This is a genomic window from Pseudonocardia sp. NPDC049154 (assembly GCF_040648315.1).
Lineage (GTDB): Bacteria > Actinomycetota > Actinomycetes > Mycobacteriales > Pseudonocardiaceae > Pseudonocardia.
In genome coordinates, this window is record NZ_JBEZDN010000042.1 from 1 (window position 1) to 19497 (window position 19497).

Here is a 19497-nt window from a genome sequence, read left to right on the forward strand (position 1 = left end):
GACGGCGAGGGGCGCGGGGTCTAATTTGCCGGCCTCCTGGGGGCTTTACAACAAACCCCGTCGGAACCCCCGGGGGCCGGCGCCCCCCCGCCCGGGCCGTAGGCTGCCGCCGTGCTCCGTGCGCTGTCCGACGTGCTCGGCTCCCGCCTGGGGGCCGCCGCGGCCAACGCCTGGGACCGGACGGTCGCCGGCGGTGTCGCCGACCTGCGCCGCATGCCGCGCACCGAGGTCGCCCGGGACCCCGGCGGGACGCTGTACCGCTACGACCCGCTGCCCGGCGTGGCGCAGTCGGGGCCCGCCGTGTTGCTCGTCCCGCCCCTCGGGGCCCCGGACTTCGCCTACGACCTGCGCCGGGGCTGCTCGCTCGTCGAGCACCTGCTGGGCGAGGGCCGGCCGGTGTTCCTCGTGGACTACGGTCCGATCGCGTTCGGGCACCGCAGGCTGGGCATCGAGCACTGGGTCGACGACGTGGTGCCGCGGACCGTCCGGCGCGTCGCCGAGCTCACGGACGGGCCGGTGTCCCTCGTCGGGTGGTCCCTCGGCGGGCTGTTCTGCCTGCTCGCGCTGGCCGCGGCCGAGGAGGCGGGGGAGCCGTTGCCGGTCCGCGCCGTCGCCGCGATCGGCAGCCCCGTCGACGTCACCGCGGTGCCCCTGGTCGCACCCCTGCGCCCGCTGGCGGAGGTGGCCGGCGGCCGCGCGGTGTCGGCGCTCTACCGCGCGGTGGGCAGCTGGCCGGCGCCGTTGGTGAGCACGGTGTTCCAGCTGACCACGGTGGACAAGATGGTCACCCGGCCGCTGGCGATCCTGTCCCGGCTCGACGACCGGGACACGCTCGCCCAGATCGAGGCCGTCGACCACATGATGGCCAACATGCACGGCTACCCGGGCCGGGTGTTCGGGCAGCTGTTCCACCTCGTCCTGCGCAGCAACGACCTCGCCGGCGGCAGCCTGCAGCTGGCCGGGCGGGAGGTCTCGCTGTCGTCGGTGAAGGTGCCCGTCCTGGCCGTCGGCGGGCGGGACGACGTCATCGCCCCGCTGCGGGCCGTCCGGCGGGCGGTCCCGCTGCTGTCCGGCGCCCCCGAGGTGCGGTTCGAGACCGCGCCGGGCGGCCATCTCGGCGTCCTCACCGGGCGCAGGGCGCGCACCACCACCTGGCCCGCGCTGGACGCGTTCCTGAGTGCGCACTGAGTGATCACCGGCGGGCGGCCGCCGGGTGGGCACACTGGGTCCATGCGCCATGTGGAGAACGTGGGAACGGACAAACCGTACTCGGTGATCGGGCTCGGGACCTGGCAGTTCGGCTCGAAGGAGTGGGGCTACGGCGGCGGGTACGACGAGACGGAGGCGGGCCGGATCGTCACTCGGGCCCGCGAGCTGGGCGTCACCGTGTTCGACACCGCCGAGGTGTACGGGTTCGGGCGCTCCGAGCGGATCCTCGGCAAGGCCCTCGCCGAGACCGGTGGGACGGACGACCTGGTGGTCGCCACCAAGATCTTCCCGGTGCTGCCGACCGCGGCGGTGGTGCAGCAGCGGGGAGTGGCGAGCGCGCAGCGGCTGGGGGTGAAGACCCTCGACCTCTACCAGGTGCACCAGCCGAACCCGCTGGTCAGCGACGGCACCACGATGCGCGGGATGCAGGCGCTGCGGGACGTGGGGGTGGTCCGGGACGTCGGGGTGTCCAACTACAAGCTCGCCCGCTGGAAGTCCGCGGAGGCGCGGTTCGGGTCGAAGGTCCTCTCCAACCAGGTGCAGTTCAGCCTGGTGCAGCGCGCACCGCTGGCCGAGATGCTGCCGTGGGCCCAGCGCACCGGGCACCTGGTGATCGCCTACAGCCCGCTGGCGCAGGGCCTGCTGTCCGGTCGGTACGACCGCGACCACCGCCCGACCAACGGCGTCCGCGCGGCCAACGCGATGTTCCTGCCGGAGAACCTCGACGCCGCCAAGCCGCTGCTCGACACCCTACGGGACGTCGCCTCGGCGCACGACGCCACGCCGTCGCAGATCGCCCTGGCGTGGGTGGTGCACCCGCCGAACGTCGTCGCGATCCCCGGGGCGTCGAGCGTTGCGCAGGTGGAGAGCAACGTCGCGGCCGCGGAGATCCGGCTGAGCGACGAGGAGTACGCGGGGCTCACCGCCGCGGCCGAGGCCTACCAGCCGATCACGGGGTTCCCGGCGATCCCGAAGCTCGTCGCGTCCCGCCGGCGCGGGTGAGGTGTCCGTTTCGCCGCGCTTCCCGCGCAGGTGAGTGACGCAGTACCCCTGACGGAGGCGCCTCTGCGGCGTTAGCGTGGCCGGGTGGGCACGATCGAGCGGGTGGGGGCGGTTCCGGCGGCGCGTTCGGAGGCACGGCGGCGGCACGACGTCACGGTCGAGGAGCTCGTCCACGCCTACCGCGCGGTGCCGGCCGGCACCCCGGTGCGGCTCGGCAAACGGACGTCGAACCTGTTCCGGTTCGGCGCGCACACCGCGGGGTCGGTGCTGCTCGACACCTCCGGCCTCGCCGGGGTGATCGAGGTGGACCGGGCGGCCCGCACAGCGGACGTCCAGGGCATGTGCACCTACGAGGACCTGGTCGCGGCGACCCTGCCGCACGGGCTGATGCCGCTGGTCGTGCCCCAGCTCAAGACCATCACCCTCGGCGGCGCCGTCACCGGGCTCGGCATCGAGTCGACCTCCTTCCGGCACGGGCTGCCGCACGAGTCCGTCCTGGAGATGGACGTCCTCACGCCGGGCGGGGAGCTGGTCACGGCCGCACCGGACAACGAGCACGCCGATCTCTTCTCGGCCTTCGCCAACTCCTACGGCACGCTCGGCTACGCCCTGCGGCTGCGCATCGAGCTGCTGCCGGTCAAGCCCTACGTCAAGCTCACCCACCATCGCTTCCGCACCGCGGAGGAGGCCACGGCCGCGCTGGCGGAGTTCGCCCGGCCGGACGGGCCCGCGGACTTCGTCGACGGCACGGTGTTCTCCGCGGACGAGCACTACGTGAGCGTCGGCCGGTTCGTCGACGCCCCCACGCCGGGCGCCCAGGTCTCCGACTACACCGGCATGGACGTGTTCTACCGGTCGCTGCAGCGCCGGCCCGTCGACCACCTCACCGTCCACGACTACCTGTGGCGCTGGGACACCGACTGGTTCTGGTGCTCGCGCGCCTTCGGCGTGCAGGTCCCCGCCTTGCGCCGGGTGTGGCCGAAGCGGTACCGCCGGTCCGACGTCTACCGCCGGCTGGTCGCGCTCGACCAGCGGTACCAGGCGTCGAACACCGTGCGGCGCGCCCTCGGCCGGCCCGAGGAGGAGATGGTGATCCAGGACGTCGAGATCCCGACGCCCCGGCTGCCCGAGTTCCTCGCGGCCTTCCACTCCCACGTCGGGATCGCGCCGGTGTGGCTCTGCCCGCTGCAGCTGCGCGGGGAGCGCACCTGGCCGCTCTACCCGATGGAGCCGCACACGCCGTACGTGAACGTGGGCTTCTGGTCGTCCGTGCCGGTGGGGGCGGACCGCGAGGAGCACAACCGCTTCGTCGAGAAGCTCGTGGCCGACCTGGACGGCCACAAGAGTCTCTACTCGACCGTCCACTACGGCGAGACGGAGTTCTGGGAGCGCTACAACGGAGCGGCGTACCGGGCCGTGAAGGAGCGATACGACCCCGCGGGGCGGGTACCGGATCTGTACACGAAGGTCGGAGGGGGAGCATGAGCATGCGGGTCGCGGAGGTGTTCGGGCACGTCATCGGGGCGGACGCGGCCATCCGGCTGATCGCCTACGACGGCAGCAAGTCCGGTCCGGACGACGCCGAGGTGGCGCTGCGGATCGAGTCGCCGCGGGCGCTGGCCCGGCTGGCGTCGGCGCCGGGCACGCTCGGGCTGGCGCGGGCGTACGTCACCGGGGAGATCGAGGTGGAGGGCGACCTCTACGCCGCCCTGGCCGCACTGTCCGACGTGACCCTCCACGGGGTCTCCAAGGCGGACTTCGCGAAGCTGCTCGCGACCGTCGGTCCGGTGTGGCTGAAGTACCGCCCGGCGCCGCCCGAGCTCGAGGCGCGGCCGCGCGGGCGGCTGCACTCGAAGTTCCGGGACAGCCAGGCGATCTCGCACCACTACGACGTCTCGAACCGCTTCTACGAGTGGGTGCTCGGGCCGTCGATGACCTACACCTGTGCCGCCTACCCGCGTCCCGACGCGACGCTCGAGGAGGCGCAGGAGACCAAGTACGACCTCGTCGCCCGCAAGCTCGCACTGGAGCCGGGCATGCGGCTGCTCGACGTCGGCTGCGGCTGGGGCGGGATGGTGCGGCACGCGGCGCGGCTGGGCGTGAAGGCGCTCGGCGTGACGCTGTCCCGGGAGCAGGCGTCGTGGGCGCAGGAGGCGATCCGGCGCGAGGGCCTGGAGGAGTTCGCCGAGGTCCGGCACCTGGACTACCGGGACGTCCCCGAGACCGGGTTCGACGCGGTCAGCTCGATCGGGCTCACCGAGCACATCGGCAAGAAGCAGCTCGGCTCCTACTTCCGGTTCCTGTACGGGAAGCTGCGCCCGGAGGGCCGGCTGCTCAACCACTGCATCACACAGCCGCACACCGTGAACAAGCGCAAGGTCGACCCGTTCATCGGCCGGTACGTCTTCCCGGACGGGCAGCTCGAGTCGCCCGGCCTGCTGATGACCGAGATGAACGACGCCGGCTTCGAGATCCGGCACGAGGAGAACCTGCGCGAGCACTACGCGCTGACCCTGCGGGACTGGGGCGCCAACCTCGAGGAGCACTGGGACGAGGCCGTCGCCGAGGTCGGGATCGGCCGGGCCCGCGTGTGGCGGCTGTACATGGCCGCGTGCCGGCTCGGCTTCGAGCTCGACAACATCCAGCTGCACCAGATGCTGGGCGTGAGGCTGGGCGAGCACGGCGCGTCGGGCATGCCGCTGCGGGGCTGGCGCGCCGAGGGCGTGTGGTGAGCGCGCACTAGGGTTTTCCCCGTGCCCGAGCGCCTGACCCCCCTGGACGCCTCGTTCCTGTTCATGGAGGAGCGCACGACGGCGATGACCGTCGGCGGGGTGATGACCTTCGAGACGGGGTCGGACGAGGACGAGCCCTTCGACGTCGACGCCTTCGTCCGGCTCATCGGCGACCGGCTCGCCCTGGTGCCGCGCTACCGGCAGAAGGTGCGCGAGGTGCCGGGGCGGCTGGGCCTGCCGGTCTGGGTCGACGACCCGGAGTTCGACCTCAGCTACCACGTCCGTCGCTCGGCGCTGCCCGCGCCGGGGTCGGACGTGGCGCTGCGCGAGCTGGTCGGGCGGCTGCTGTCCCGCCAGCTCGACCGGTCGCGCCCGCTGTGGGAGATCTACCTGGTCGAGGGGTTCGAGGGGCACCGGCTCGCGGTCGTCACGAAGACCCACCACGCGATGGTCGACGGGCTGGCCTCGATGGACATCGGCGCCGTCCTCCTCGACACCACGCCGAAGCCCCGCGAGGTCGACCCGGACGACTGGCGGCCCGCCCGCGAGCCGAGCGGCCTGGAGCTGGCGGCGTCGGCGGTGGTGGAGAACATGCTGCGCCCGCGCAGCGCCGTCGACGCCGTCGCGCGCTCGGCCGCGGACCTGCGGCAGGCCGCGTCGTCCGTCCGGCGCTCCCTCGGCGGGCTGGCCGACGCCGTGCGCACCGCCCGCCGCGGCCGGCCCGTCGGCGCCCTCAACGCGCCGATCGGCGAGCAGCGCCGCTTCGGGATGGCCAAGACCTTGCTGTTCGATCACCGGGTGATCCGGCGGCGGCACGGCGCGGGCGGCGGCTCGGTCAACGACGTGGTGCTCGCCGTGGTGACGGGGGCGTTGCGGCGCTGGCTGATCAGCCGCGGCGAGCCGATCTTCGCCGACACGGTCGTGCGGGCGATGGTGCCGGTGAGCATGCGCGGCCGCTCCGGTGCCGCGACCTCCGGCAACCAGATCTCCGCGGTGTTCGTGGAGCTGCCGGTGGGCATCGACGACCCCGTCGAGCGGCTGCGGTCGATCGCCGTGCAGATGGAGGCGCGCAAGCGGTTCGGCCGGTCGGCGGGCACCACCGCCGTGGTCGGGCTCGCCGGGCTGACCACACCCACCGTGCACCAGATGGGCGCGCGGCTGTCCTCCCGGCTCTCCTCCCGGCTGTTCAACGTCGTCGTCACGCACGTGCCCGGCCCGCCGCGGCCGCTGTACGCCATGGGCGCGCGGATGCGGGACGTGTTCCCGGTGGTCCCGCTGGCCCACGGCCAGGCCGTCGCCGTCGGCGTGACCTCGTACGACGGCACCGTCTGCTACGGGCTCAACGCGGACCGCGACGCCCTCCCGGACGTCGACACCCTCGCCGCCGCGATCGACGACTCGCTCGCCGAGCTCAAGGAGGCACCGGCTGCCGAGGCGGAGCGCACGTCCGGCTGAACGGTCCACCGCAGGCCTTCCCGCGGGCCAGGTGCGCGTGCATCGTTCGCGCATGGGTCCCCACACGCGCCGCCGGGCGGAGTGCGAGATCCGGGCGCTGCGCGAACCGGACCTCGACGCCGCCGACCGGATCCAACGCCGGGCCTTCGCCGCCCTCGTCGGGGGCGACGACCAGCGGGACGCCGAGCTCGTCCGCACCCGCTGGGCCGCGCCGAACACGGCGGCCCTGGGCGCCTTCGCCGGCACCCGGCTCGTCGGGTCGGCGTTCGCCACGCGCTGGGGGAGCGTCGGGTTCGTGGGGCCGCTGTCCGTGGAGCCGGAGTGGTGGGACCGCGGCATCGGGTCGCAGCTCTTCGCCGCGGCCGACGGCGTGCTGCGGGAGTGGGGAGTGGTCCGCCGCGGGCTCTTCACCTTCGCCCACAGCCCCCGCCACCACCGGCTCTACCAGCGCTTCGGGTACTGGCCGCGGTTCCTGACCGCGCTGATGTCCCGGCCGGTGCCCGCCGCGCCGCCGGCCGTGGAGTGGGCGCCGGGGTCCGCCCGGAGCCGGGAGGAGCTCACGGCCGCGGCGGGGCGGCTCGCCGGCGCGGTGTACCCGGGACTCGACATCGCGGGCGAGATCGCGAGCGTGCTCGACCAGAAGATCGGCGAGGTCGTGCTGGCCGGGCCGGCCGCGGCGCCCACCGGCGTGGCCGTGGTGCACGACGGCGCGGGATCCGAGGCGGGCTCCGGCGTGGCGTACGTGAAGGTCGGCCTGGTCCGGCCGGGCGCCGAGGCGGACTTCGCCGCACTCGTCGACGCCTGCCTGGCCCACGCCGCGGTGCTCGGCGTGGAGCGGCTCGTGGTGGGGGTCAACACCGCCCGGCACCGGGCCTACCGGCACCTCGTCGCGCGGGAGTTCGTCACGGACGTCCCGGGCGTCACGATGCACGCACCCAACGACGCCGGCTACGACCGGGACGACGTGTTCGTGATCGACGACTGGCGCTGAGGCCGCAGTAGCGTTCCACAACGCGATTCTTCGGGCCGTGATCGCATCATGGTTCCGTACTGCGACATCTCAGGCGGCGCGGAGAGCGGCGTGCGCGGCCGCCATCGCCTGGCTCGGGTAGCCGCCGCCGAACAGCACGGTGTGCACGAGCAGCGGGAACAGCTGGTGCAGCGGCACCCGTGAACGCCAGCCCTCGGCCAGCGGAGCGACCTCGTCGTAGGCCGCCAGCACGCGGTCGAGGTGCGGCAGGCCGAACAGCGCCAGCATGGCGAGGTCGGTCTCGCGGTGGCCTCCGTGCGCCGCCGGGTCGATGAGCCAGGCGCCGTCGGCCGACCACAGGACGTTGCCCGACCAGAGATCGCCGTGCAGCCGTGCGGGCGGCTCGGCCGGCCCGGCGAGCTCCGGCAGCCGGGCGCACACCTCGTCGAACACCGCGGTGTCCGGCAGATCGGCGCGCCGGACGTAGGCGAGGACCCGGTGCTCGGCGTACCACTCGGGCCAGGAGTCGGCGGGCTCGTTGCGCATCCCCGTGGCGCCGATCCAGGCGTCGGCGGGGCCGCCGGGCGGGGCAGCGCCGAAGGCGCGGGCGCCGGCCTCGTGCAGCGCGGCGAGCCGGCGGCCCAGGTCCTCGGCGGCGGTCGAGGTGGGGCTCCCGGCCGGCACCTCCTGGCTGATCAGCCACTCCTCGTCGGCCGCGTACACCTCGGGCACGGGCGGACCACCGGGCACGGCCAGCCACCGCAGGCCCGCGGCCTCGGCCGGCACGGACGGATCCCGCTTGACGACGGCGGCCCGCCCGTCGGGCAGGGTCGCCCGGCGGACCCCGCCGCCCCGCAGGGCGCCCGGGTCCAGCCCGACCTCCGCGAGCGCGCCGGTCACGCGGGTCAGAGCTCCTTGCGGACCCGCTCCAGCAGGCCCGGCACGGCGGCCTCGATCATGCGCAGGACCTCGTCGAAGCCGTCCGGGCCGCCGTAGTAGGGGTCGGGGACCTCGGCGTCGTCCGTGGACTCGGCGTCGAAGGAGCGGAGCATCACGACCCGGTCCGGCTCGGGCACGGAGTCCCGCAGGGCGCGGCGGTGGCCGTGGTCGAGGGCGACGAGGACGTCCGCGGAGAGCACGTGCGAGTCGATCTGGCGGGCCGTGTGGGCGGTGTCGTATCCGTGGCGCTGCAGGACCTCGGCCGCCCGCGGGTCCATGGGCTCGCCGACGTGCCAGCCGCCCGTCCCCGCGCTGGTCACCGCCACACCGGCGGCGAGGCCGGCCTCGTCCAGGGCGGCGCGGAACACCTTCTCCGCCATCGGGGAGCGGCAGATGTTGCCGGTACAGACGAAACTGACATGCACCCCGTCACCGTAGGGTGCCCCGGTATGGAGGGCGTCCCGGAGCCGCCGGAGGAGATCAAGGCCACTGTGTCCGGATCGCGTGCCATCGCCGCGCGTCCGGATCTCGACACGCTGCGTCATCACGGCGACGCCGAGGCGACGCCGGGGCTGGTCGACTTCGCCGTCAACGTCCGGGGCGACGCCCCGCCGGCCTGGCTGCGGGCCCGGCTCGCGGCGGCGCTCGACGACCTGGCCCGCTACCCGTCGACCGGGCATGACCGGCGCGCCCGCGAGGCCGTCGCACGGCGGCACGGCCGGGCGCCCGAGGAGGTGCTGGTGCTGGCCGGCAGCGCGGAGGGGTTCGCGCTGCTCCCGGGCCTGGCGCCGCGCCGGCCGGTCGTCGTGCACCCGGGGTTCACCGAGCCGGAGGCCGCCCTGCGCGGCGCGGGGCTCGCGGTGGACCACGTGCTCACCGCCGAGGCGGACGGGCACCGGCTCGACCCGGCCGCCGTGCCGGAGGAGGCGGACCTGGTCGTCGTCGGGAACCCGACGAACCCGACCGGCGTCCTGCACCCGGCCGCCGACCTGCGAGCCCTGGCCCGGCCGGGGCGGGTGCTGGTCGTCGACGAGGCCTTCGCCGACGCCGTGCCGGGGGAGCCGGAGTCGCTCGCGGGGGAACGGCTGCCGGGCCTGCTGGTGATGCGCTCGCTGACCAAGACCTGGGCGCTCGCCGGCCTGCGGGCCGGGTACGCGCTCGGCGACCCCGCCCTGCTCGCCCGGCTGGCCGTCCCGCGGCCGCACTGGCCGGTCGGCACCCTCGGGCTGGAGGCGGTGATCGCCTGCTCCGAACCCGCGGCCGTCGCCGAGGCGGAGCGGGTGGCCGAGGAGCTGGCGGAGCAGCGGCGGGCGCAGGCGGCCGTCCTGGCCGACCTGCCCGGCGTCGAGGTGCTGCCCGGCGTGGCGCCCTACCTGCTGCTGCGGCTGCCCGCGGGACGCGGCGCGGAGGTGCGGGAACGGTTGCGGCACAGCGGGATCGCGGTGCGCCGGTGCGACACCTTCCCCGGGCTGGGGCCCGACCACCTGCGGGTCGCGGTGCGCGGGCCCGCGCGGGTGGCGCTCCTGGTCGAGGCACTGGCCGCGGCCCTGGTAGGTGTAGCGGCGTGAGCGAGCACCCTCCGGCATCGCTGGCCGATGTCACCGCGGCCCTCGAGGCCGCCTACCCACCCGGTCTCGCCCAGGACTGGGACGCCGTCGGCCTGGTCTGCGGCGACCCGGCCGACCCGGTGCGCCGCGTGCTGTTCGCCGTCGACGCCGTGGCCGAGACCGTCGAGGAGGCCCTCGACACCGACGCGCAGCTGCTCGTCACGCACCATCCGCTGCTGCTGCGGGGGGTGCACGGGGTCGGCGCCGACACGCCCAAGGGGGCGCTGCTGCACAGGCTCATCCGCGGCGGCGTCGGGCTGTTCACGGCCCACACCAACGCCGACTCCGCCGATCCCGGCGTGTCCGACGCGCTCGCCGAGGCCCTGGGCCTGCGGGTGGCGGCGCCGCTGCAGCCGCAGCCGGACCAGCCGCTGGACAAGATCGTCGCGTTCGTCCCGACCGGGCCGGCGCTGCGGAGCGTGCACGAGGCCCTGTCCGCGGCGGGGGCGGGGGAGATCGGCGACTACAGCCACTGCTCGTTCGCCACGGCCGGGACCGGCCAGTTCCTGCCGCACGCCGGCGCCCACCCGGCGATCGGCGAGGTCGGGAAGCTGGAGCGGGTCGCGGAGACCCGGCTGGAGATGGTCCTGCCGCGGCACCGGCGGCGCGCGGTGGTCGAGGCGCTGCGCGCGGCGCACCCGTACGAGGAGCCCGCCTTCGACGTGTTCGAGCTGGCGGCACTGCCGTCGGCGCGCGGGCTCGGCCGGGTGGGCGAGCTGCCGGAGCCGGAGCCGCTGTCCGCCTTCACCGAACGGGTCGCGGCCGCCCTGCCGCGGACCGCGTGGGGGGTGCGCGCAGCCGGGGACCCGGACCGTCCGGTCCGGCGGGTCGCGGTGTGCGGCGGCGCGGGCGACTCGGCGCTGTCCGCGGCGATCGCGGCCGGCGTGGACGCCTACGTGACCGCGGACCTGCGTCACCACCCGGCGTCGGAGCACCTGCTGGCGGGCTCGCTGCCCGGCCGCCCGACCCCGGCGCTGGTCGACGTCGCGCACTGGGCCTCGGAGTGGCCCTGGTGCGCGCAGGCGGCGGCCGTCGTCGAGAAGGCGCTGGGGGGTAGCGTCGAGACCCGCGTGTCCCGGCTCCGGACCGATCCCTGGACCCTCGGCGCGTGACCACCCGAGAAGGAGGACGAGGGGCGTGAAGGCCGATCCCGCCGCGCAGCGGCGGCTGCTGGACCTGGCCGAGGTCGACGCGGAGCTCACGCGGCTCGCGCACCGCCGCCGGGCGCTGCCCGAGCACGCGGAGCTGACCGAGGCCGAGGCGCGCGTCCGCGCGGGCAAGGACGCCGTGGTCGAGGCCGAGACCGCGGCGGGCGACCTGGACCGGGACATCCGCCGGCTCGAGCGGGACGTCGAGGGCGTGCGCGCGCGCACCGAGAAGGACCGGGCGGTGCTCGCGGGCTCCGGGGTGAGCGCCCGGCAGGCCGCCGACCTGCAGCACGAGCTCGAGACCCTCGCGCGCCGCCAGGGCGTCCTCGAGGACGAGCAGCTGGAGGTCATGGAGCAGCGCGAGGCCCTGGGCGGCAACCTCGACCACTCCCGGCGCGTGCTCGCCGAGGCCGAGGAGCACCTGCAGGCCGTGACCGCGCGCCGGGACACCGCGCTCGCCGACATCGACGCGGGCGAGGGCGGCCGGCGCCGCGACCGCGCGGCGATCCTCCCGGACCTGCCCGAGGACCTGCTCGCCGTCTACGAGAAGCGGCGCGAGCAGGGGCGGGCCGGGGCCGGGCTGCTGCGCGAGCGCCGCTGCGGCGCCTGCCGCCTCGAGCTGGACCGCACCTTCCTGGGGCGGGTCAAGGCCGCGGCGGCCGACGACGTGGTCCACTGCGAGGAGTGCGGCGCGATCCTGGTGCGGACCGGGGAGTCCGGGCTGTGACGGGCTCGACCCCTTCGGGCTCCGCCGCGTGGACCGGGCAGAAGGGTGCCCCGACCCGCATGCTGCTGCTCCGGCACGGCCAGACGCCGCTGTCCGTGGAGAAGCGCTACTCCGGCCTGGGCGATCCCGCCCTGACCGCGCGGGGCGAGGCCCAGGTCGCGGGTGCGGCGGAGCGGATCGGCGCCCTCGGCGGCGTCGACGCCGTCCTCACCTCGCCGCTGCTGCGGGCGCGGCAGACCGCCGAGGCCGTCGCCGCGGTCACCGGGCTGCCGGTCGAGGTGCGCGACGGGCTGATCGAGACGGACTTCGGCGAGTGGGAGGGCCTGACCTTCGTCGAGGCCCGCGAGCGCGATCCGGAGGTGTTCGCGCGCTGGCTGGGCAGCACGGAGGTCGCCCCGCCCGGCGGCGAGAGCTTCGCCGAGGCCGGGGTCCGGGTCGCCGCCGAGCGCGCCAAGATCGTCGCGGACTTCCCCGGCCGCACGGTCGTCGTGGTCAGCCACGTCACGCCGATCAAGCTGATCCTGCAGGAGGCCCTGGCCAGCGGCAGCTCGATCCTCTACCGGCTGCACCTGGACCTGGCGTCGCTCTGCATCGCGGACTTCTTCCCCGACGGCGGGGCGTCCGTCCGGCTGGTCAACGACACGTCCCACGTGCCCGGCGACCCGTCCTAACCGACCAGGCTCCACACCGCCCAGAGGGCTGCCGTGGCCGCGGTCAGCGCGACGGGGACGGTCAGCAGGCCGACGGCGGTGAACGTGCGCAGGCTCGGCGTGCGGGGCAGGACCCGGCGCCACAGCAGCGTGGCCAACGATCCCACGTAGGTCAGGTTCGGGCCGATGTTCACCCCGAGCAGCAGCGCGAGGACCAGTGCCGGGTGCGGCGCCGGCCCCAGCGCGGCGATGAGCACCAGCGTCGCCGGCAGGTTGTTGACCACGTTCGCCAGCACCGCGGCCACCGCCGCGACGCCGAGCAGCCCGGTCAGGGTCGGCGCGTCCGGCAGGATCCCGGCCAACCAGCCGGCGAGCCCGTGCGTGGCGACCGCGGCGACCACCACGCCGAGCGCCAGCACGAACACGCAGAACAGCGGGGACGTCCCGCGGACCAGGCCGGCGACCCCGATCTCCCGGCGGACGACGGCCCGCACCGCGAGCACCACGGCACCGGCCGCCGCCACCCAGACCGGCTCCACCCCCACCGTCGACGAGGCGCCGAACCCCGCCAGCGTGAGGGCGAGGACGACGAGCGCGAACCGGGGCGTGCGCTCGCCGTTGCGCCGCGCGGACACCGGGACGGACTCGCCGAGATCACCGCGGAAGAAGCCGCGCAGCACGCCGTACTCCACCGCGAGCGTGACGAGCCACGGCAGCAGCATCAGGCCGGCGAAGCCGAGGAACGACAGCCCCGACGCCTCGAACACCAGCAGGTTCGTCAGGTTCGACACGGGCAGCAGCAGCGAGCCGGCGTTGGCGAGGTGCACCGAGGCGTAGGCGTGCGGGCGCGCGGGGAGCCGCAGCCGGGCCGTGGTCGCGAGGACGACCGGGGTCAGCAGCACGACGGTCGCGTCGAGGCTCAGCACCACCGTGACCGCCGTGGCCGCGGCGAAGACCAGCCCGAACAGCCGCGGCGCCCGGCCCCGGGCGGCCACCGCGAGCCGGGCGCCGAGCCAGCCGAACACGCCCTCGGCGTCGGCGAGCCGCCCGAGCAGCAGGATCGCGGCCAGGAAACCGACGGTCGGGCCCAGCTCGCCGATCTCGGCGACGGCCGCCGGGAGGGGCAGGAGCCCGAGCACGACGACGAGGACCGCCGCCGGGACGGCCGCCGCGGCCTCCGGCAGTCCGCGCGGTCGCAGGACCGCGACGGCCAGCACGATCGCGAGGAGCGCGACCGCGAGGGCGAGCGCCATCAGGTGAGGATCAGGTACACGCCGACGGCCAGCCCGAGCACGACCACGAACCAGCGCAGCACGGCGTCGGGCATCCGGCGGGCGACCCGGGCGCCGAGATAGCCGCCGACGAGCGTGGTGGGCGCCAGGATCGCGACCGCGGTCCAGTCCACCGGCGCGCGGAGCGCGAAGATGATCACCGTGACCGTCGCGGCCACGAGCGAGAGCAGGCCCTTGAGCGCGTTGAGCCGGACCAGGCTGTCGTTGGCCAGCAGCGACAGCACGGAGATCAGGATGACCCCGAGCGCCCCGCCGAAGTAGCCGCCGTAGACGCCGGCGAGGAACACCGCGGGCAGCAGCCACGCCGTGCGGTCCGGCGCGTCGGGGTCCGGGGTGCCGATCCAGCGTTTCAGGTACGGGCCGAGCGCCATGACGATGCTGGCCAGGATGACCAGCGCGGGCACGACGGTGTCGAACACCGAGCCGGGCAGGACCAGCAGCAGGATGCAGCCGACCACCGAGCCGAGCGCCGCCATGATGCAGGTCAGCACGATGCGCCGACGCTGCTCCCGCAGCTCCCGCCGGTTGCCGACGACGATCCCGACGTAGCCCGGCCACTGCGCGATCGAGTTGGTGACGTTGGCGGCCAGTGGGTTCAGCCCGACCGCCAGCAGGGCGGGGAAGACCAGCAGCGAGCCGCCGCCCGCGATGGCGTTGATCGCGCCGGCCACCAGCCCCGCGACGAGGAGGAAGACCAGCTGACCCGGCGACGCGCCCACCACGGCCGGAACAGTAGACGGCCGGTCGGCGGGCCGCTCGGCCGTCGTCCGTAACGTCCGGGTGCCGGAGGTGCGAGCTACTGCATGGCGCAACGGTCGGGGGTCGGGAGCACCATGGGGTGAGGTCGCCGGTCCCGGGGGGCCGTGCCGTGGGGGAGGGCGCGATGACGCAACGGTGGGGTGTGGTCCTGGCGACGGTGCTGATCCTCGCCTGGTGCGTGGTGCCGATCTGGCTGCTGCTGCACCGGCCCGAGGGCGCCACGCGGGCGGTGCGGGCGGCGGTGGCCGGGGTGGTCGCGGTCGTCGGGCTCGGGGCGCTGCTGGCGGCCTGGGTGGGGACCTCGTCGGGGGAGGGCACGCTGCGGACCTTCGTGACCGGTCCGACGACGGCGGCCCGCCCGCCGTTGGCCGCCCCCGCGCCGGCACTGTCGTCCACGGCTCCGTCCACGGCCCCGTCCACGGCCCCGTCCACGGCCCCGTCCACGGCCCCGTCCACGGCTCCGTCCACGGCCTCGTCGTCGGCGGCGCCGTCCGAGGGCACGACCGGGGCCCCGCCGGTCGCGGCCGGTCCGGAACAGCCCGCCGCGCCACCGCCGGAGCGGGTCCTCGCCGACTCCGGGGACTCGTCGGGGGAGGCGGACACGTCGGACTCCGCGGACTTCTCGGACCCGCGGCCCTGGGCCTCCGCGGACACGGGCGACTCCGCACAGCAGGCCGCGGCGCGCGACGACGCCCCGCCGGCCCGGAGCTCGGCCGGGACCTCGGCCGGCACCGAGGGCGCGGCGGCGACTCACCAGGCCGCGCCCGCCCGGCCCGCCCTGCCCGTCGCCGCCCGGCCCGTTCAGAGGCCCGCCCCCGCTCAGAACCCCGTTCAGGGGCCGGCTCCGGCCCAGAACGCGGGCCCGACGGGGCCCACCGCCCCGACGGGCCCGACGCCCGAAGCACCCACGCCCTCGCCGGATCCGACCGCGCCCAGCTCGCCGTCGAGCGCGACGGTGCCGCCGACACCCTCGCCGACGCCGACGACCACGCGGTCCCGACCGCCGCGGCCGTCCACCACCCCGCCCGCCCCCGCGACGGAGGGCACCACGGCGGCGTCCACCCGCACCGCCTCGACCCCGCCCACCCGGACCTGGACCAAGAAGCGGGTCGCGACCACGCCCGCCCCGACGACGCCCGTGACCACCCAGACCACCCAGACCACGCCGCCCGCCGTCCCGCTCACGACGACCACCACGACCCCGCCGCCGAGCTGACGTCGGCCCATCCACGCAGGTCGGAGCCGTGCCCTCGGGGCCTGCGCGCTGTCCGCGGACACCCGTGTACCGCGCCGTGATCCACGCGCTACGATCCGTGGCGCGGACGAGCTGGCCGGGCGACCGCGTCGGCATCACGCCGCCGAGGAAAGTCCGGACTCCGCAGGGCAGGGTGGTTGTCAACGGCAACCCGGGGCGACCCGCGGGACAGTGCCACAGAGAACAGACCGCCGTGCGCCCCCGGGCGCGCGGTAAGGGTGAAACGGTGGTGTAAGAGACCACCAGCACCCCGGGTGACCGGGGTGGCTCGGTAAACCCCACCCGGAGCAAGGCCGAGAGGCCTCCCCCGGGAGGCTGCGCAGGTGTTCGAGGACGGCCCGTCCGAGCCTGCGGGTAGGCCGCTCGAGCCTGCCGGCGACGGCAGGCCTAGATGGATGGTCGCCGAACGGAGCGCCGCGAGGCGCCCGGGAACAGGATCCGGCTTACAGGCCAGCTCGTCCGCCCCACGCCCCGGAGGAGACTCCGGGCGCGGCCACTCGTTCGATACCCGGAAGTGTCATCCGATGGATGGCTCTGCGCCGAGAGTAGTTGCCGAGTGATCGCGGCTGGGTAGATTCCGCCTCGTGCGTACCCCGAGCCACTCGCGTCACCGCGACCGACTGCACATCGTGACGAGATGTGCGACGTCGCTGCTCGTCGTCGTGGCGATGTGCGCCGCCAGCGGCTCGGCGCTGCAGCCGGCGCCGGTCCGGACGGCGGCCCTGACACAGGCCCCGAGGACGGTGACCATCGACGGCGAGGAGTACCCGAACCCGCTGCGGCTGCACAACGGCGCTGCCGTCACCACCGCCGCGGAGTGGGAGAACACCCGGCGCGCCGAACTGCTGGCCGACTTCCGCGAGAACGTCTACGGACAGAGCCTGCCTGCGCCGACGACGCAGACCTTCGAGGTCGCGTCGACCGACTTCCCCGCCGTCACGCGCAAGATCATCACGATCACGGTCACCGGCCCGCAGGGCACCGGCAGCGTCGACCTGACGCTGTTCGTCCCGAAGACCGGCGCCAAGCCCCGGGGCACGTTCCTGATGATCGACCATCGCGGCGAGGTGGGGGACGACCCGGACCGGTCGTCGGGGATCGCGCCGGTGTCGACGATCACCGACGCCGGCTATGCGTTCGCGGCCTTCGACGCGGGCGAGGTCGCTCCCGACGACAGCGGCAGCTACCGCAGCACGATGATCGACCTGTTCCATCCCTCCGACGAGGAGCTGCCCGCGGACGCGGGCCGGGCCATCAGCGCCTGGGCGTGGGGGGCCAGCCGGGCGATGGACTACCTGCAGACGGATCCCGACATCGACCCCACGAAGGTGGCGGTCATCGGCCACTCGCGCAGCGGCAAGGCCGCGCTGTGGGCCGGGGCGCAGGACACCCGTTTCGCGGTGGCCATCCCGAACAACTCGGGATCCACCGGCACCAAGCTCGCCCGGCGCGGCGACGGCGGCGTCGGCGCGGAGACCGTCGCGCGCATCAACGGCTCGTTCCCGCACTGGTTCCCGCAGACGTACAAGGCCTACAACGACCGCGTGGACTCGCTGCCCGTCGACCAGCACGAGCTGGTGGCGCTCATGGCACCGCGCCGGGTCGTCGTCGCGAGCGCCACGGACGACGCGAACGCCGACCCCGAGGGCGAGTTCCTGGCGTACGTCGCCGCGGCCCAGGTGTACGAGCTCTACGGGCTGGGCGACACCGGCCTGCCCTCGACGAGCTGGCGGCCTCCCACGGACAAGGGTTTCCGCGGCCCGGCGATGAGCTACCACCTGCGCTCCGGCGGGCACGGCCTGACCGCGGCGGACTGGGACATCTACCTCAACGGCGACCTGTTCTCGCGGTGAGCGCGCCTCACCCCAGCGGCTCACCCATCTGCCGGTTCAGGGCGAGGGAAAGCTGCATCTCGACGGCGCCGTCCGGTTCGCGCCACCGCGTGCCGCCGAGGACGGCCGTGATGCGCTCCAGCCGCTGGTACACGGTGTTGACGTGGACGCCGAGCGCCCGGGCGGTCGCGGGCGGGCTCTGGCCTGCCGAGAAGTAGGCCTCGACGGTGGTCAGCAGGGTCGACCCGGTCGCGCGGTCGTACTCCGTCAGCGGGCCGAGGGTGCGGTCCAGCAGACCCCGGACCTGCTGGGTGTCCGCGGTCTCGAGCACCGTGCCGAGCATCCCGAGCGCGGGCAGCGAGGCGCCGTGCCCCTCCCGGCCGAGGGCGAGCAGCAGCCGGTGGCAGCGCGCCGCCGAGCGGTGCAGCCCCCGCACCACCCGGGCGGTCGCCCCGGGCCCGGCCGCGCCCGCGGTGACGGGCCGCCCGCTCGCGGCGGTCAGCTCGTCCACGACGAGGCGGGCGGCGTCGTCGGCGTCGAGCCCGGGCAGGACCAGCACGACCGTGTCGCCGTGCGTCCCCGCCAGCCCGCCGTGGCGCTCCGCGACGTCGACGGCCGCGCCGAGCAGCGGATGGTCCGGCTCGGGGATCCCGGCCGGTCGCTCCTCGGACGCTGGGCCGCCGGCGACGACCACCGTGTGCGGCCGGTCGAAGTCCGCGATGCCCGAGCGCTCTGCGCGCCGCTGCAGGACGGCCCAGTTCGGCGCGCGGTCCGCCAGCAGGTCGGCCAGCAGCTCGGCCCGCAGCTCGCGGGCGACCAGCGCGGTCTGGCGCCCCATCACCAGCAGCAGGGCCGCCGTCTGCGCGGCGCGTTCGAGGGTGCGTTCGTCGGCGGGGGAGAGGGGACCGGGACGGAGGAGCCGCAGCCGGCCGAGCGACTCCTCGCCCACGCGGATCTCGACCTCGTGCGCCACCCGGTCGTCGGCGCCGGGCTCCTCGTGGCACTCGGCGAGCACCGTGCCGTCCGCGGCGAGGAGCACCGCACTCCCGCCGAGGACGCGCCGGACGACGCGGACGAGCTCGGCCACGTCCGTCCGCTCGAGGGCGAGCGGCATGAGCTGCTCGTGGGCGAACGCCGCCCGCTCGAGCGCGTGCCGCTGGGCCGCGAGCCGGGCCCCGGCCTCGCGCAGCTCGGCGGTGACGGTCTGGGTGCGCTCGTAGAGCCGGGCGTTCTCGATCACGACGGACGCGTGGGCGGCGAGCGAGGAGAGCAGGGCGATCTCGGCCTGGTCGAAGTCGCGACGGACCCGGTTCGCGGCGAAGAGGGCGCCGATCACGGTCGTGCCCGTCTTCATGGGCACGCCCGCGATGCTGACGATGCCGTCGGCCCCGACCGCGGCCGCCACCAGCGGGTCGTGGCGGATGCGCTCGTCGACGAGGTAGTCGGGGGTCGCCAGCGCCTGCCCGGTCTGGATCACGAAGCCCCCGACCCCGTACCCGGGCCGTTGGCGGACGGCCCGGATGCCCTCGGTCCGCGTGCCGGTGGTGACCCGCATGTAGGCGTCGCCGGTGGCCGCGTCGACCAGGGCGATGTAGGCGGAGTCCGAGCCGAGCAGCCGGCGGGCCCGCTCCACGATCGCCCGCAGCACCTCGTCGCTGCTGCGCAGCGAGGTCAGGTCGCGGGCCGTCGCGTAGAGGGCCGCGCCCTCCCGCTCCCGGCGGCGGCGCAGGTCGAGCAGGTCGCGGACGGCGAGCGCGTCGGCGGCCGCGCTCGCCGCGACGGGCGAACGCAGCCCGGCGACCGCGGCCGTGACGGCCTCGGCCGGGGCGTCGTCGGCGAGCAGCTCGACGACGCGGGTGAGGGTGTCGGCGACGGTCGTCGCCGGGGCCGGTCGTTCGGGGGACTGCAGGGGGGACATCG

At 75.3% G+C, this 19497-nt stretch carries 17 protein-coding genes and 1 other RNA gene; 13 read left to right on the forward strand and 5 right to left on the reverse strand.

What is annotated here, in order from left to right; all coding sequences use genetic code 11:
- Positions 1 to 111 precede the first annotated feature (111 nt).
- From AB0B41_RS20525 to AB0B41_RS20550, 6 genes are all read left to right on the forward strand, one after another.
- Positions 112 to 1188 carry an alpha/beta hydrolase gene (locus AB0B41_RS20525; RefSeq protein WP_358205512.1) on the forward strand — a complete coding sequence of 359 codons (1077 nt, stop codon included), beginning with the start codon at positions 112 to 114 and terminating at the stop codon, positions 1186 to 1188.
- A gap of 42 nt (positions 1189 to 1230) precedes the next feature.
- Entirely contained in the window at positions 1231 to 2211 is a 981-nt protein-coding gene (locus tag AB0B41_RS20530; protein WP_358205514.1) for an aldo/keto reductase, read from the forward strand.
- An 84-nt stretch (positions 2212 to 2295) separates the two neighbouring features.
- The gene (locus AB0B41_RS20535; RefSeq protein ID WP_358205516.1) at positions 2296 to 3696 is read left to right on the forward strand and encodes an FAD-binding oxidoreductase; all 1401 of its coding nucleotides are present in this window, start codon (positions 2296 to 2298) and stop codon (positions 3694 to 3696) included.
- A 2-nt stretch (positions 3697 to 3698) separates the two neighbouring features.
- On the forward strand, positions 3699 to 4943 hold the full coding sequence (locus AB0B41_RS20540; RefSeq protein ID WP_358205621.1) for a class I SAM-dependent methyltransferase: 1245 nt from the start codon (positions 3699 to 3701) through the stop codon (positions 4941 to 4943).
- A 21-nt stretch (positions 4944 to 4964) separates the two neighbouring features.
- Positions 4965 to 6398, forward strand: a complete 1434-nt coding sequence (locus AB0B41_RS20545; RefSeq protein ID WP_358205519.1) for a wax ester/triacylglycerol synthase family O-acyltransferase — start codon at positions 4965 to 4967, stop codon at positions 6396 to 6398.
- A 52-nt stretch (positions 6399 to 6450) separates the two neighbouring features.
- Entirely contained in the window at positions 6451 to 7389 is a 939-nt protein-coding gene (locus AB0B41_RS20550; protein WP_358205522.1) for a GNAT family N-acetyltransferase, read from the forward strand.
- A gap of 69 nt (positions 7390 to 7458) precedes the next feature.
- Here AB0B41_RS20550 and AB0B41_RS20555 read toward each other — a convergent pair whose 3' ends face one another.
- Together AB0B41_RS20555 and AB0B41_RS20560 are read right to left on the reverse strand one after the other, a co-directional pair.
- Positions 7459 to 8196, reverse strand: coding sequence for a fructosamine kinase family protein (locus tag AB0B41_RS20555; RefSeq protein WP_358205623.1), 738 nt, complete (start codon positions 8194 to 8196; stop codon positions 7459 to 7461).
- A gap of 77 nt (positions 8197 to 8273) precedes the next feature.
- Positions 8274 to 8732 carry a low molecular weight protein-tyrosine-phosphatase gene (locus AB0B41_RS20560; RefSeq protein ID WP_358205523.1) on the reverse strand — a complete coding sequence of 153 codons (459 nt, stop codon included), beginning with the start codon at positions 8730 to 8732 and terminating at the stop codon, positions 8274 to 8276.
- A gap of 24 nt (positions 8733 to 8756) precedes the next feature.
- Between AB0B41_RS20560 and cobC the strand changes: the two genes are divergently transcribed.
- The 4 genes from cobC to AB0B41_RS20580 are packed head-to-tail and all read left to right on the forward strand — an operon-like array spanning position 8757 to position 12460.
- Positions 8757 to 9875 carry an Rv2231c family pyridoxal phosphate-dependent protein CobC gene (gene cobC, locus AB0B41_RS20565; RefSeq protein WP_358205526.1) on the forward strand — a complete coding sequence of 373 codons (1119 nt, stop codon included), beginning with the start codon at positions 8757 to 8759 and terminating at the stop codon, positions 9873 to 9875.
- Complete coding sequence (locus AB0B41_RS20570; RefSeq protein WP_358205528.1) at positions 9872 to 11026, forward strand: Nif3-like dinuclear metal center hexameric protein; 1155 nt, start codon at positions 9872 to 9874, stop codon at positions 11024 to 11026. Before cobC ends, AB0B41_RS20570 begins: the two co-directional genes overlap by 4 nt.
- Positions 11027 to 11051: 25 nt before the next feature.
- Positions 11052 to 11789: a C4-type zinc ribbon domain-containing protein gene (locus tag AB0B41_RS20575; RefSeq protein ID WP_358205530.1), complete on the forward strand. Its 738-nt coding sequence runs from the start codon at positions 11052 to 11054 to the stop codon at positions 11787 to 11789.
- On the forward strand, positions 11786 to 12460 hold the full coding sequence (locus tag AB0B41_RS20580) for a histidine phosphatase family protein (RefSeq protein WP_358205533.1): 675 nt from the start codon (positions 11786 to 11788) through the stop codon (positions 12458 to 12460). Before AB0B41_RS20575 ends, AB0B41_RS20580 begins: the two co-directional genes overlap by 4 nt.
- Here AB0B41_RS20580 and AB0B41_RS20585 read toward each other — a convergent pair.
- Together AB0B41_RS20585 and AB0B41_RS20590 are read right to left on the reverse strand one after the other, a co-directional pair.
- A complete protein-coding gene (locus AB0B41_RS20585) occupies positions 12457 to 13692 on the reverse strand; it encodes an ArsB/NhaD family transporter (protein WP_358205535.1) in 1236 nt (411 codons plus the stop codon). The genes AB0B41_RS20580 and AB0B41_RS20585 overlap by 4 nt on opposite strands.
- Complete coding sequence (locus tag AB0B41_RS20590) at positions 13692 to 14453, reverse strand: sulfite exporter TauE/SafE family protein (RefSeq protein WP_358205538.1); 762 nt, start codon at positions 14451 to 14453, stop codon at positions 13692 to 13694. The genes AB0B41_RS20585 and AB0B41_RS20590 overlap by 1 nt, the downstream gene beginning before the upstream one ends.
- Before the next feature lie 161 nt (positions 14454 to 14614).
- On the opposite strand from AB0B41_RS20590, the gene AB0B41_RS20595 reads away from it, so the two are divergent.
- From AB0B41_RS20595 to AB0B41_RS20605, 3 genes are all read left to right on the forward strand, one after another.
- Positions 14615 to 15706 carry a hypothetical protein gene (locus AB0B41_RS20595; protein WP_358205540.1) on the forward strand — a complete coding sequence of 364 codons (1092 nt, stop codon included), beginning with the start codon at positions 14615 to 14617 and terminating at the stop codon, positions 15704 to 15706.
- Between the two features lie 107 nt (positions 15707 to 15813).
- Positions 15814 to 16207, forward strand: an RNA gene (gene rnpB, locus AB0B41_RS20600) — RNase P RNA component class A.
- Between the two features lie 167 nt (positions 16208 to 16374).
- A complete protein-coding gene (locus tag AB0B41_RS20605; RefSeq protein ID WP_358205542.1) occupies positions 16375 to 17598 on the forward strand; it encodes an acetylxylan esterase in 1224 nt (407 codons plus the stop codon).
- 7 nt (positions 17599 to 17605) lie between these two features.
- On the opposite strand, the gene AB0B41_RS20610 is transcribed toward AB0B41_RS20605, so the two are convergent.
- Positions 17606 to 19495 (reverse strand): GAF domain-containing protein, encoded by a 1890-nt coding sequence (locus AB0B41_RS20610; RefSeq protein ID WP_358205544.1) that lies wholly within the window; start codon positions 19493 to 19495, stop codon positions 17606 to 17608.
- Positions 19496 to 19497: the final 2 nt, after the last annotated feature.

What these genes read in the sequence shown, in the direction of transcription:
- AB0B41_RS20530 (WP_358205514.1), top strand. Translation starts at nt 1,231, where the DNA reads ATGCGCCATGTGGAGAACGTGGGAACGGACAAACCGTACTCGGTGATC.
- AB0B41_RS20540 (WP_358205621.1), top strand. Translation starts at nt 3,699, where the DNA reads ATGCGGGTCGCGGAGGTGTTCGGGCACGTCATCGGGGCGGACGCGGCC.
- AB0B41_RS20550 (WP_358205522.1), top strand. Translation starts at nt 6,451, where the DNA reads ATGGGTCCCCACACGCGCCGCCGGGCGGAGTGCGAGATCCGGGCGCTG.
- cobC (WP_358205526.1), top strand. Translation starts at nt 8,757, where the DNA reads ATGGAGGGCGTCCCGGAGCCGCCGGAGGAGATCAAGGCCACTGTGTCC.
- AB0B41_RS20585 (WP_358205535.1), bottom strand. Translation starts at nt 13,692, where the DNA reads ATGGCGCTCGCCCTCGCGGTCGCGCTCCTCGCGATCGTGCTGGCCGTC.
- AB0B41_RS20595 (WP_358205540.1), top strand. Translation starts at nt 14,615, where the DNA reads ATGACGCAACGGTGGGGTGTGGTCCTGGCGACGGTGCTGATCCTCGCC.
- AB0B41_RS20610 (WP_358205544.1), bottom strand. Translation starts at nt 19,495, where the DNA reads ATGTCCCCCCTGCAGTCCCCCGAACGACCGGCCCCGGCGACGACCGTC.